Origin of the sequence: Arthrobacter sp. Bi83, assembly GCF_918698095.1 — a bacterium.
Taxonomy (GTDB): domain Bacteria; phylum Actinomycetota; class Actinomycetes; order Actinomycetales; family Micrococcaceae; genus Arthrobacter.
In genome coordinates, this window is sequence record NZ_CAKKLY010000048.1 from 26,322 (window position 1) to 38,886 (window position 12,565).

Annotated in this window: 10 protein-coding genes and 1 riboswitch; of the genes, 4 read left to right on the forward strand and 6 right to left on the reverse strand. The window is 67.7% G+C overall.

Features of this window, described 5'->3' with window-relative positions:
- Nucleotides 1-50: 50 nt before the first annotated feature.
- The 6 genes from LQ144_RS18585 to LQ144_RS18610 all read right to left on the reverse strand — a co-directional run bounded on the left by LQ144_RS18585 (nucleotide 51) and on the right by LQ144_RS18610 (nucleotide 8,808).
- Entirely contained in the window at nucleotides 51-1,772 is a 1,722-nt protein-coding gene (locus LQ144_RS18585) for a glycosyltransferase family 39 protein (protein ID WP_230120188.1), read from the reverse strand.
- Nucleotides 1,773-1,778: 6 nt separating this feature from the next.
- A complete protein-coding gene (locus tag LQ144_RS18590; protein WP_230120189.1) occupies nucleotides 1,779-3,806 on the reverse strand; it encodes a glycosyltransferase family 39 protein in 2,028 nt (675 codons plus the stop codon).
- Nucleotides 3,803-5,209 carry a bifunctional glycosyltransferase family 2/GtrA family protein gene (locus tag LQ144_RS18595; RefSeq protein WP_230120191.1) on the reverse strand — a complete coding sequence of 469 codons (1,407 nt, stop codon included), beginning with the start codon at nucleotides 5,207-5,209 and terminating at the stop codon, nucleotides 3,803-3,805. Before LQ144_RS18595 ends, LQ144_RS18590 begins: the two co-directional genes overlap by 4 nt.
- A gap of 225 nt (nucleotides 5,210-5,434) precedes the next feature.
- Nucleotides 5,435-6,253 (reverse strand): hypothetical protein, encoded by an 819-nt coding sequence (locus LQ144_RS18600; RefSeq protein ID WP_230120193.1) that lies wholly within the window; start codon nucleotides 6,251-6,253, stop codon nucleotides 5,435-5,437.
- A gap of 5 nt (nucleotides 6,254-6,258) precedes the next feature.
- A riboswitch (cyclic di-AMP (ydaO/yuaA leader) is annotated at nucleotides 6,259-6,422 on the reverse strand.
- Between the two features lie 94 nt (nucleotides 6,423-6,516).
- Complete coding sequence (locus LQ144_RS18605; RefSeq protein ID WP_230120195.1) at nucleotides 6,517-8,064, reverse strand: HAMP domain-containing sensor histidine kinase; 1,548 nt, start codon at nucleotides 8,062-8,064, stop codon at nucleotides 6,517-6,519.
- A 3-nt stretch (nucleotides 8,065-8,067) separates the two neighbouring features.
- Nucleotides 8,068-8,808 (reverse strand): response regulator transcription factor, encoded by a 741-nt coding sequence (locus tag LQ144_RS18610; protein ID WP_230120196.1) that lies wholly within the window; start codon nucleotides 8,806-8,808, stop codon nucleotides 8,068-8,070.
- 196 nt (nucleotides 8,809-9,004) lie between these two features.
- Between LQ144_RS18610 and LQ144_RS18615 the strand changes: the two genes are divergently transcribed.
- From LQ144_RS18615 to LQ144_RS18630, 4 genes are all read left to right on the forward strand, one after another.
- On the forward strand, nucleotides 9,005-9,955 hold the full coding sequence (locus tag LQ144_RS18615) for a hypothetical protein (protein ID WP_230120197.1): 951 nt from the start codon (nucleotides 9,005-9,007) through the stop codon (nucleotides 9,953-9,955).
- A gap of 607 nt (nucleotides 9,956-10,562) precedes the next feature.
- Nucleotides 10,563-11,435 (forward strand): winged helix-turn-helix domain-containing protein, encoded by an 873-nt coding sequence (locus tag LQ144_RS18620; protein WP_230120198.1) that lies wholly within the window; start codon nucleotides 10,563-10,565, stop codon nucleotides 11,433-11,435.
- Between the two features lie 330 nt (nucleotides 11,436-11,765).
- Nucleotides 11,766-11,969 (forward strand): dodecin family protein, encoded by a 204-nt coding sequence (locus LQ144_RS18625; RefSeq protein ID WP_230120199.1) that lies wholly within the window; start codon nucleotides 11,766-11,768, stop codon nucleotides 11,967-11,969.
- A gap of 45 nt (nucleotides 11,970-12,014) precedes the next feature.
- Entirely contained in the window at nucleotides 12,015-12,542 is a 528-nt protein-coding gene (locus LQ144_RS18630; protein ID WP_230120200.1) for a histidine phosphatase family protein, read from the forward strand.
- The last annotated feature ends 23 nt before the right edge of the window (nucleotides 12,543-12,565 follow it).

Sequence of the window (12,565 nt, forward strand, 5' to 3'; positions counted from 1 at the left end):
CTTAGGGCACCGGCCCCCTCGAGCCCCTGCCCCTCTGGCGCACGCTGCGGTCAGGAAAGGTCGTAGACCGTGGCGCCTCCCACCGTCCTGGCCGTGAAGTTTGCCGCCACCCAGTCGGAGATCCTGGCCGCCGCGTCCGACCCCGTCTCGCCCTGCATCATGCTGCCGCCGATGAAGTAGTGGATTTCACCGGCGGCCACCAGCTTCTGGAACTGTTCGAGGGTCGGCGCGGGATCCGTTCCGTTGAACCCTCCCACCGCCATCACCGGAAGTCCGGACGCCAGCGGCGCCGCGAGGACCGCCGCGAGCGCGACTCCCGCCGTCGTGCGCTGCGATGCCTTCCGGAGCTGCGCCGATGACGTCCGGAGGTCCTGCCCCGCCAGCGCCAGCAGGAGCAGGGCCGCCGCGGCCAGCGACGCGAGCAGCACCGTCCAGCGCAGCCAGGGCAGGTACGCGGGGGAGCGGCCCAGCAGCTGGAAGGCCAGGCACCCGGCAGCGATCACAGCTGCAGCCAGCGGCAGGGCTGCCGCGGGACGGGCGCGGCGCTGCCACAGAAGGATGCCGCCCAGCCCCGCCAGGCCTGCGATGCCGGGGGCCAGGGCAACCATGTAATACGGATGGATGATGCCGGCCATGAAGCTGAACGTGAGGCCGGCGACCGCCACCCACAAGCCCCAGATCACCACGGAGGCCCGCACCACATCAGTCCGCGGGGCACGCCGGCCGACCCACAGCAGGGCGCCGGCAAGGATCAGCACCGACGGCAGAAGCCACGCGATCTGGCCGCCGAATTCGCTGTTGAACAACCGCAGAAGCCCGGGCGTTCCCCAGCCGTTCCCGCCGCCCACGCTGCCGGTCTCGTCGCCGTTGAGCCGGCCCAGGCCGTTGTAGCCGAGCGTGAGTTCCAGGATGGAGTTGTTCTGCGAGCCGCCGATATACGGCCGGTTTTCTGCCGGGATGAGTTCGACGGCGGCCAGCCACCACCCGGCGGCGGCCACCATGGCACCGCCCGCGCCGGCGAGCCGCAACAGCCTTTTGCCGAGGCCGCCGGGTGCAGCGAGCAGGTACGCGGCGGCCAGGCCAGGCACCACCAGCAGGACCTGGAACTGCTTGGTCAGGAATCCGAGGCCGAGCAGCACACCGCCCAGCAGGAGCCAGCGGAAGCGGCCATCCTGGATCGAGCGCAGCACTGCGTAGGCAGCCGCGGTCATGACGAGAACCAGCAGGGCATCTGGGTTGTTGAAGCGGAACATCAACGCAGCCGCCGGGGTCAGCGCCATAACGGCGCCCGCCAGCAGGCCGCCGCAGTGGGCGGGCCGGTCATCGCCGGTGGCGGGTGCGGCGGCGCGGCGCACCGCAAGGTACACGAGCCAGACCGTCGCCACCCCCATCAGGGCCTGCGGCACCAGGATGCTCCAGGAGTTCAGTCCGAACAGCCTGACGGACAGGCCCATAATCCAGAGGGCTGCTGGCGGTTTGTCCACCGTGATGGCGTTGGCGGAATCGGAGGAGCCGAAGAACCACGCCGCCCAGTCCTGTGAGCCGGCCTGCGCCGCGGCCGAGTAGAAAGCATTGGCCCAGCCCGAAGCTCCCAGGTTCCACAGGTAGAGGACGGCAGTACCCAGCAGGAGCCCGGCAAGCTCGAGGCGGCTCCGCAGCTGGGCGGGCGGCCCGGTTTCCGCTGGTTGCCCGGCACCTGCGGATTGTCTGGCCACGCCGGGTGCCGTGGAACCGGGGCGCCGGAAGCTAAGGCGGGAAATGGTGTTGGTCATGACGGCCTACTCGCTCAGCTTGTACACGGTGGAAGTGCCCACGGTCTGGGCGTCAAAGTTGGCGGCTACCCAGGTGGCAACCTCGGAGTTCCCCCCGCGCATGCCGCCTCCGCGCATGCCGCCCATGCCTCCGCCGGAGATGAAGTAACCGATCTCGCCCTTGGCCACCATTTCCTGGAACTGCGCCAGGGTGGGGTACGGGTCGCCGCCGTTCCAGCCGCCCAGGGCAATGACGTTGGTGCCCGTCGCCAGCTCCAGGCTCGCGGCCTGACTGGCCCCCGAGACGATTCCTGACCACTTCGCGGTGCTCGACTTGAGAAGCGCGGTGAGCTCGGAGCCGGCCGATCCGGCGCCGTCGGCCACGCCTGCCGGGCCGCCCTGCCCTCCGTTGATGCCCGCACCGCCGGCGATGTCCGCCCTGCCCGTCTGGCCTCCGGGACCGCCCATGGCGGACGCGGTGGGTCCCGACGTCGGAATGGAACCGGAGTGGGGCTGGGCGGCGGTGGCGAAGGTCCAGGCCGTGCTGCCGAGCCCGCCCGCCAGCAGCGAAACGACCACAACACCGGCCGCCGCAGACTTGCGCAGCCGTGCGGAAACGTTCTGGAGCGAGTCGAGCCGCAGCGCCAGCGCTGCCGCCGCCAGCACGCCGAGGACAACTGCGGCCGGCCTGAGCCAGGGCAGCCAGGACGCGTCGCGGCCCAACAGCACTGCGGACCAAACGGAGGCCGTCAGGACTGTTGCGGCCAGAACGGTCCTGGCTGGCCAGTAGGACCGCCCGCGCCACAGTTCAACGGAACCGATTCCCACCAGCGCCGCGATGGACGGTGCCAGCGCCACAACGTAGTAGGGATGGACCGTTCCTCCCATGAAGCTCAGGATTCCAGCCGTCACCAGCAGCCAGCCGCCCCACAGCATCAGGGCCGCCCGGGTCCGGGAGGTGCGGGTCTCGCGGCGTGTGAACCAGAGGCCCGCAACGAGCAGGATCAGCGCAGCCGGAAGCAGCCAGGACACCTCGCCCCCGAAGCTGCCACCAAACATCCGTGTAATGCCGGCCGCTCCGCCGAAGCCCACGTTGCCGGACATGCCGCCGCCGGCGCCTGGGGCGGTTCCGCCGCCGGGCGTGCCCCCTCCCGAACCGGTGATGCGGCCCAAACCGTTGTAGCCGAACGTGAGTTCCAGGAAGCTGTTGTTTTCCGAGCCCGCCATGTAAGGACGTGCTGAGGCGGGCGTGAGCTGGAACAGCGCGATGTAGCTGCCCGCGACGAGGACGATACCGCCGGCAGCCGCCAGCAGATGCAGCACCCGCCGGCCCAGGGTGGTGGGCGCGGCCCAGACGTAAGCCAGCGCGAGGCAGGGCACAATCAGGAAGCCCTGCAGCATCTTGGTCAGGAACGCGAGTCCGATCACGGCACCGGCCACGGCCAGCCACTTCCAGCCGGCCTTTTCGATGGCGCGGGTGGTGAAATATGCTGCCAGCACCAGGCACAGCGTTAGCAGGGCGTCCGGGTTGTTGAACCTGAACATCAGCGCGGCCACGGGGGTCAGGGCCAGTGCACCGCCGGCCAGCAGCCCGGCGGCCGGACCGGACACACGCTTCACGGTCAGGTAGAGAAGCCCGACGGCGGCCACACCCATGAGTGCCTGCGGCACCAGCATGCTAAGCGGCGAGAAGCCGAAGATCCGCCCGGCCAGGGCAGGAATCCAGAGTGCCGCCGGCGGCTTGTCCACGGTGATCGCGTTCCCGGCATCGAGGGAGCCGAACACTAAGGCGGTCCAGTCCTTGGTGCCGGCCTGGATGGCCGCGGCATAGAACGAGTTGGCGTATCCGGTGGCTTCGAGGTTCCAGAGATACAGGACCGCCGAGAAGGCCAGCAGCAGCGCGGCTGACGGTCGGACCCAGCGGGACTGGTTTCCCGTCAGCAGGGAATGAAGGCGTGAACGCGACACCGGCGTCTGCCCGGAGACGCCCCGTTCCTGTTCTGCGCCGGATTCGGCCTCCGTGCGGTGCTCTGCACGGCTCACTGTGGTGGTCATTTGCTTGCCTCTTCTTCAGCGGTCTTGGAGTCTGTGGCGGCGGAAGCCTGGTGCACCGGCGGCGACTGCCGCCGTCGGAACACCCATAGCCTGAACAGCAGGAACTTCACCGCCGTGGCGGCGAGGTTGGCCGCGGTGACGGTGACCAGCTCAAGCCAGCGGTCCGGCGTCGTGCTTCCATGGACGAGGACGAGCGCCCCGGAGGTGAGGGCCCAACCGATCCCGAAGACCAGAAGACCCTCAAAGTGATGGCGCGCAACGTCGCTGCCGCCGGCGATGCCGAAGGTGAAGCGCCGGTTGGCCGCGGTGTTGGCCACGGCCGTGGTGAGCAGGGCCAGGAAATTGGCGAGCTGCGGATCCATGAAATTGCGGCACAGGAAGAAGAGCAGCAGGTAGGCCAGGGTGGACGCTGCGCCGATGGTACCGAAGCGGACCAGCTGGCCGAACAGGCTGCCGCCGGGGCTCTGTTCCTGGCTGCGGGAGGCCGCGGGAAGGGGGCCGCGGGCCAGCGCACCGCGAAGCTCGGCGACGGGAATGCGCCCGGACACCATGTCCCTGCTGAGCCGGGCCATGCCGCGGACATCCGCGAGGGCGGTCTGGACGATGTCCACACTGGAATGCGGATCGTCCGTCCAGTCCACCGGAACTTCGTGGACGCGGAGCCCGCACTTTTCGGCCAGGACCAGGAGCTCGGTGTCGAAGAACCAGGCGTTGTCCACGGTGTGCGGCAGGATCTGTTGGGCGATGTCCGCCCGGATCGCTTTGAAACCGCACTGCGCATCGCTGAAGTGCGCCCCCATCACGGACTGGAGCAGGAAGTTGTAGCTGCGGGAGATGAACTCGCGCTTGGGCCCGCGGACCACCCTGGAATTGCGTGTCAGCCGCGTGCCGATGGCGAGGTCTGAGTGCCCGGAAATCAGCGGTGCCAGGAGGGGACCCAGAGCCGCGAGGTCGGTAGAGAGGTCCACATCCATATACGCCAGGACGGGTGACGGCGAGGCCAGCCACACTTTGCGGAGGGCGTTGCCGCGGCCCTTCTCCTCGAGGTGCACCACTGACACTTCTCGCAGCTCCCTGGCCACCCGCTCGGCGGTCTTGAGGGTGTCGTCCGTGCTCGCGTTGTCCGCCACGGTGATGCGGAACGGGTGCGGGAAGCTGCCCCGGAGATGCGCATGCAGCCGGCGCAGGCACTCCTCCAGGTCGCGTTCCTCGTTGTAGACGGGGATGGTCACGTCCAGCACGGGAACCGCGGCGGCGGTGTCGATGGGTGAGCGCCGCAGATGCCGTGCACGGGCAACGGCCGGGCTGTGCCCGTCAGACGGCGCGGAGTGGACCCGCGCGGGCGGCTGGGGGTGCAGTGGAGGGTGCGGCTGGGTTCCTGAGGCCTGGTCTGTGAGGGTCATGCTTCAACAGTGGCGGGGCCTCATATGAGGGTTTTAGGGCGAAGCTGTGCGGGGGCTGTGGAAGTTTTGGCCCCTTGGAAGGGCGGCCGCCGCATTTCTGCACCGCTTCCCGGCCGCGCCCACGTGCAGGGACGCCGACGGCCCCCGGATCACGTGGATCCGGGGGCCGTCGAAAAACTCAAAGGGGTGCAGAAACGCGCGCTCCGCTTCCCACCGACTGGCGGCTTAGTACCAGTTGTTGGCGAGGTGGAAGTTCAGGGCGCTGCAGGGGGAGCCGTAGCGTTCCTTGACGTAGTCCAGGCCCCAGTTGATCTGCGTGCGGTAGTTGGTGCGGTAGTCCGGTCCGGCGCTCGCCATTTTCTCGGCAGGCAGGGACTGCACCACGCCGTAGGCGCCGCTGCTCGCGTTGGTGGCGGTGGTGCGCCATTCGGACTCCTTGGTCCAGAGCCTCTGCAGGCACTGCATCTGGTCCGCGGCCCAGCCGAAGGAGGACAGCTTGCTGGCTGCATAAGCCTGAGCGCCGGCGGGGTCATCCACCGAGGCAGGAGCAGCGGGCTTAGCCACCGGAGCGGCAGCCCGGACCGGGGCCACCTTGGCAGCCGGCACGGCAGCAGCCTTCGCCGGAGCAGCGGCGGGCTTGGCTGCCGTTGCCTTCGGGGCGGCCTTGGCAGCGGGAGCCTTCGCGGCGGCGGCCGGCTTGGCGGCGGACTGCGGGGCCAAAGCGGCTGATGTCGGCGCCGGCAGGGCGGAGATCAGCGTCTTGTCGAAGTTGAGCGTTGACGCCGCGTCGGCCGTGGCGGAGGCCGCTGCGGGGCTGGCTACCGGGGCAGCCTGCTCGGCGGCCTGGCTGGCCGCACCGACACCGATGAGCACGGCACACGCCGTGGTCACCACGGCCGCGCGGCGGCCGAATGACGGGATGTCAGCAGTGAGCCGGCCCCAGGCCGACATGGGCCGGACAGGTTCGGCGCGGTGGCGTGAAAGCTTCTGCCGGGACTGCGTGGAAGCGCGATCAGGGCGCGTTTGTACCTTGAATTCAGACATGGTGGATTGCCTCTCAACACCTGCGGAGTTAGCTGTCGGGTTCGGATGAGGTCATCCGGCCGCACGGCGATTCACGTGTCGGCTTCACCCCAAGGGCTTGATGCGGATTGCCCGGGACTCTGGTTCCCCCGCCTCTGCCTGGTCAAGCGGAATCCGGGAAGCGGCAGAGCTGGGCGTCCATCCGGATATGCGGCCCTGGTGGTGGCCGCACTCTATCGACCGTACAGGAGGCTCACGCTTAAGTCACATTTAGGTAACAGAGATCACGACGACGGCGCGTCGCCTTGTGCAGGCAGTCGGACCGCGAATTCGGTGCGGCCGGGCCGTGAGGAGACCTCCACCGTGCCGCCGTGGGCTTCCACGATCGACTGCACAATGGAAAGCCCCAGCCCGCTGGTTCCTTCGGCGGAAGCCTGCCCGGACGGGGCCGCCGTCTGGGCGCCCGGCGCCGCCGGCACGGGGGTCGCCCGGGCCGCGTCTGCGCGGGCAAAACGCGCGAAGACCCGGTCCACGAACTCCGCGGGGATGCCCGCGCCGTCGTCCGTCACGGTGATCACTGCACTGCCGTCGGCGGACCTCATGACTCCGGTGACCACCGTGGTGCCCGGCCCGGTGTGCTTGCGCGCGTTGGAGAGCAGGTTGACCAGCACCTGGTGAAGCTGTGAGGCGTCGCCGCGCACCACTACCGGCTCTTCGGGAAGTTCGAGGTGCCAGTTGCGGTCGGGCGCCATGACCTTTTCATCGCTAACTGTCTCGATCACCAGCTGCGTGAGGTCCACGTCGCTGAGCTTTAGCGGTTGCCCCTCGTCAAGCCGCGCGAGCAGCAGGAGGTCCTCCACCAGCGTGGTCATCCGCACGGACTGGCTCTGGACGCGGGCGAGGGAGCGCTGGCCGTCGGGCGTGAACTTCTCGGTCATGCGCATCAGCTCGGTGTAGCCGCGGATGGCCGTGAGCGGCGTGCGGAGCTCGTGCGACGCGTCGGCCACGAACTGGCGGACCTTCATTTCGCTCTCCTGCCGCGCCTCGAGGGCATTGGACACGTTGTCCAGCATGAGGTTGAGGGCATGGCCTACGCTGCCCACTTCCGTTCCGGGGTGGGCGTTCGACGGCGGGACGCGGACGGCGAGTGCCACCTCACCGGCGTCGAGGGGCAGGCGGGAAACCTGCGTGGCCACCTCCGAGAGCTGTTCGAGCGGCTTCATGGTGCGGCGGATGAGCACGGTTCCGGCGAGGCCGATGAGGACGAGGCCACCCAGCGACACCAAGGTGATGGTCACAACAAGGGACGTCAGGGTGTTCTGCTTTTCGGTGAGGGGAAGCCCGGTCACCATGACGTCGCCATAGGGCGACTGGGCGGCAACCAGCCGGTAGGCCCCCGTGGACAGGGTGCGGTCAACGGGGACGCCGTCGCGGCGCAGGCCCAAAAGAACCTGGTCGTCTGCCGCCGACAGTGTCTTGCGGGTGAGATCGGCGGCCAGGAAACCAGCACTGCTGACCTCGCCGTCCTGGATCCTGGCTGCTATGGTGCCGACGCGTTGGCCCCTGCCTTCGAGGGGATCGGGCTTATTGCCCGATCCGCCGAGCGGGGGACGGCCAAAGTCCCGGGCCCTGTCAGCTGCGCCGGTGAGTTGATCGTCGAGCTGGCGGGTGAGGAACGAGTCCATGCTGGCGTAGCTGAACAGGCCCACCGCGGCGCAGATGGCCACGAGCAGCGCCATGGCAACGAGGACCAGCCGGGTGCGGAGATGCCAGGTGCCGGGCTTCAGCACGCTGCGGCGCGGCGTTCGGGTGGCTCCGGAAAGGCTTGTCACGGCCTAGTCTGCCGGTTTGATGACGTAGCCCGCTCCGCGGACCGTGTGGATCATCGGCGGGTGCACGGCATCCACCTTTTTGCGCAGGTACGAGATGTAGAGCTCGACGATGTTGGCCTGGCCCCCGAAGTCGTAGTTCCAGACACGGTCCAGGATCTGGGCCTTGCTCACCACCCGCTTGGGGTTTTCCATGAGGTAGCGCAGCAGCTCGAACTGGGTGGCCGTGAGCTGGAGTTCGTCACCGGCGCGGGTGACTTCACGGGTGTCCAGGTTCAGGACCAGGTCTCCCACCACGAGTTCCGCAGAGTCCATCGCCGCCACGCCGGAGCGCTGCACGAGGCGGTGAAGGCGCAGCAGGACTTCCTCCATGCTGAAGGGCTTGGTGACGTAGTCGTCGCCGCCGGCAGCGAGGCCCGCGATGCGGTCCTGTACTGCGTCCTTGGCGGTCAGGAACAGCGCCGGCACTTCCGGTGCGAAGGCACGGATCCTGCCGAGCAGCTCAACGCCGTCGAAGCCGGGAAGCATCACATCCAACACGAGGACGTCCGGGCGGAACTCCTTGGCGAGCTTGACCGCCTCAGGGCCGTCGGCCGCAACGGCAACGGACCAGCCCGCCATGCGCAGTCCCATGCTCATGAGCTCGGACAGGCTGGGTTCGTCGTCGACCACCAGGGCACGGATGGGGGAGCCGTCCGGATGGGTGAGCTGGGGAAGGTTGTTGGTCATGGAGTGCGAAGTGGCCATGGGACAACTCTCCGTTCTGCGGTTTAGCCGGCGCTTTGGGGTTCCTGTGCGCCGGCTGTGAATCCCAGCGTAGCGAGCTGGACAGGGGAGAGGGGCTTTTCGAGATCACAGGCATGGCTCTTGCCCTGCACAGGCCAGTCACAGGAAGGCTTCCCAGTCTGGAAGGGACATAATCAGCACCCCAAAGGAGATAGCTATGAGCGGACAGCAGCAACCACCTGTTCCCGAGGCCCGCCCCGTACCCCAGTCTCATCCCGCCACCGAACCGGTGTCCCTGGCCCAGCCGGCGGCGGCCACTGAACCCGTGCCTGCCACAACCCCCGTTCCGGAGCCGTCGCCGGGCTGGGGCGCCGGATGGGGAGCGCCGCCGTCGGCGTCCTCAGGCACCGCCGCTTCGGCCGAGCCGACTGGCAACGGCGCAGGCTGGGGCACCGGATGGGGAGCGCCGCCGTCGGCCGGTACTGCCGGTGCGGCGTCTTCCGCCGGCAAGCCGTGGACGCTGAAGCGGGGGCTGCTTGTGGCCGGTGCGGCCGCCGTTCTGGCGGCCGGTGCCGGAGTGGGCGTCTACAGCCTGGGCAATAATGCTGCCGCTGCCAACGGCGCCGCGGGCGCCGGCGGCCTCGGCCAGGGCGTACTGCCGCAAGGAGGGGTGCCCCAAGGCGGTACCGCTCCGGATGGCACCGTCCCGGGCGGGACGGCTCCCGACGGAAGCGGGACGCTTGGCGGGCGGGGCGGCGGTGTTGACGGCGGAGCGGTGCCGGGCCAGGGCGCCCCCGGCGATTTCACTGCCGGCGGGCTCGGCGGCATGGCCAGCGGCGTCTCGTCTGCCGTTCACTCGGAGTACGTGGTCCAGGAGAGCGGCCAGTACGTCACCAAGGTGGCGCAGCTGGGTACGGTCTCCAGCGTCGCCTCGGACTCAGTGACCGTCAAGAGCGCGGATGGCTTCACCAGCACCTACACGCTCGACGACGCCACAGTCGTGGGCAATCAGCAACAACGTCGCCAGCAGACCGGAACCGGCGGGCTGACCGTCGCCGATATCGTCTCCGGGGCTGCCGTCAGGATCGTGGCGGCCAAGGAAGGATCGACGCTGACGGCGGAAAGTGTCCTGGTGACCGCCGCCACGCAGGCCGGGCAGACCAGCTGAGACCAGCGCAGCAGTTCGGCTGCCGGTTTGCCGGGTCCGGGGAACGGAGGATTTCGGCAAACCCGCGGGCGCTTGACCGTGGCGACCGGGAGTGCTCCGGCAAAAATTTCCAGTCCGGATCGCGTCGTAGCTGGACAACCGCCGATTGGCGGTTGCCGAATTCCGGCCGCTCGGATCTGACTGAATATTCACCGGAAAAAGAGGAGTTTCACGCACAAAATTCGACAAAAGTCGCTTTCTGAACGTTCGTTCTGGAAAAAGACCGCCGAAAATTGAGGCGTTCAGAATTGTGATTTGACCCACAAAGGGGGCTTTCGTCTCACGATGCGGACGTGAGCGTCCATTGTTACTTGCAAGTTTTCATTGTTACGTTGCACACTTCAAATGTGAACAAGAACTCAACAGCACCTGCAACCGCAGAATATTGGCCCAGCACACCCGCTGCTGCCGACATGCGCTGTTGTCGAATGCACGCCTGACTTTCTACCCCACGAAGTTTTTAGGCATTCGCCCCCCAGCCCAGCGTCGGGCGCCCTCCCCAGAACTCATTGCGGGGAACCAAGCATTCGAGCCGCGATGACGGCCATTCACATTGAGGTAAGCATTCATGTCAGTTGCATCTGGATACGTCCACATCTCCGTCCGTAACGCCAACAAGGCCGGACAGGCCTCCGGACTCCGCCAGGGGTTCGGCGCCCGCCCGGCGTTTCCCCCGGCCGGCCAGGGAAACAACTTTCCGGCCCCGGGCTACGCGCCCCAGGGATACAACCCCAATTCTTACGGCCAGTTGCGCGCTGTTCCGGCTGAGGAAGCCGCCCCTTTGACCGCCCCGACGCCCCTGCTGGCTCCCGCTCCCGGGACGTCCGTCCGCCCGGTGCCGAACGACAACGTGGCCCGCGGATTTGTCCTTTACATGGGGATTGACGAGGAAACCGCGGCTGCTGCCGGCACCTCCATAGCCAAGCTTGCCCAGGAGATCCGGGCCTACGCCCAGTCGCTCGTTTCCGGTGCTGAGAGCTACGCCGCCGTCGCAGTGGCGCCGGCCAGCGCCCAGGGTTCCGCGCTCGACGTCGTCCGCTCCACGTTCGGTGACCCCACCGTCAACACCCGTCAGCGCACTGAAACCGCGCGTCTCCAGCCGGCCCAGGATCCCCGTCCTTCCGGTGTCCTGATCGACCTCGCCCGCCGCGAAGTCCACCTCGACGGCGAATCCCTGAACCTGACGTTCAAGGAATTCGAGCTCCTCAACTACCTCGTGGAGAACGGAACCCGCACCGTGGGCCGCGACGAACTGCTCGAGGGCCTGTGGCGCAACGCCGAGGAAGTGCCGAACGAGCGCACCATCGACGTCCACATCCGCCGCCTCCGCTCCAAGCTGGGCCGCCTCGCCAACACCGTGCGTACCGTCCGCGGCCAGGGTTACCGGTTCTACGAGCACCCCGAAGTTGTTGTCTGGGCCGCTCCGGAATACTCGATCTAGCCTTAACTTCGTGCAAAAGCGTCCGTTCCCCTCAGCGGGAGCGGGCGCTTTCGCTTTCGCGCCACGATCCCTCGGCGCCTGCGCTCGCTTCCCCCCGCCGTCCCCCTCACCTCGCAAGCTCGGTCAGGGAACCTCGACAGCGGTGTTCGCGCAACAACGGCGCTTTCGGGATGTACCGCTGCGTTGCAGCACCCTCTCCCACCCGAACTGCCGCTTTTGCGCGTCCGGCGCCAACGAGCATGTGCCTCCGCGGCTGGTCTTTTTGAACTCTATTGCCTTCTCTTCCTCCGGCGTAGGCTCGGATCGTTGATCCGACTATGAGGAGGAACCATGTCTGTCGCACGCATCACCACCTTGAGCGCCAACTCCAAAACCTCTTTTGACGACGCCATCAAGGAAGGCATTTCACGCGCCAGCAAGACACTGCGCGGTGTGTCCGGCGCCTGGGTCAAGGAGCAGAAAGTCGAAATCTCCGACGGCAACGTGGTGGCCTGGCACGTCGTGCTGGAAGTGACCTTCGTCCTCGAAGACTGAGTCGGCGCGCCCGGCTGCCGGTTGGTTGGGTAGTAGGGTGAGTCCATGAGCGGGCACCACAAGAAACGGCTGGTCATCATGCGCCACGCCAAGGCCGACTGGCCGGGCGGAGTGGCGGACCACGACCGGCCGTTGGAGGAGCGCGGGCACCGCGAGGCTCCGCTGGCCGGCAAGTGGCTGCTCAAGCACCACATCGTCCCCGACTTCATCCTGTGCTCAAGTGCGCTGCGTACCCGCCAGACCTGCACCTGGGTATGCAGCGAGCTGGGCGACAAAGCGCCGACGCCGAAACTTGAGGACGGACTCTACGGCGCTTCGGGGCTGAGCATGCTTTCGGTGATCAACCACGTTCCGGACACCGTCACCACGCTGATGGTGATCTCCCACATGCCGGGCGTGCAGGACCTGGCCATGCACCTGGCGTCCCGGGATTCGAATCACGATGCCTACATGGACGCGGCAACGCGTTTTCCTACCAGCGGACTGACCGTCCTCGAGACGGAAAAATCCTGGGCGGAGCTGGACGGACAGGATGCGCGCATCACCCACTTCAAGGTCCCCCGCGCCCACTAAGCTCCGGCGGGGCGGTGGTGGGG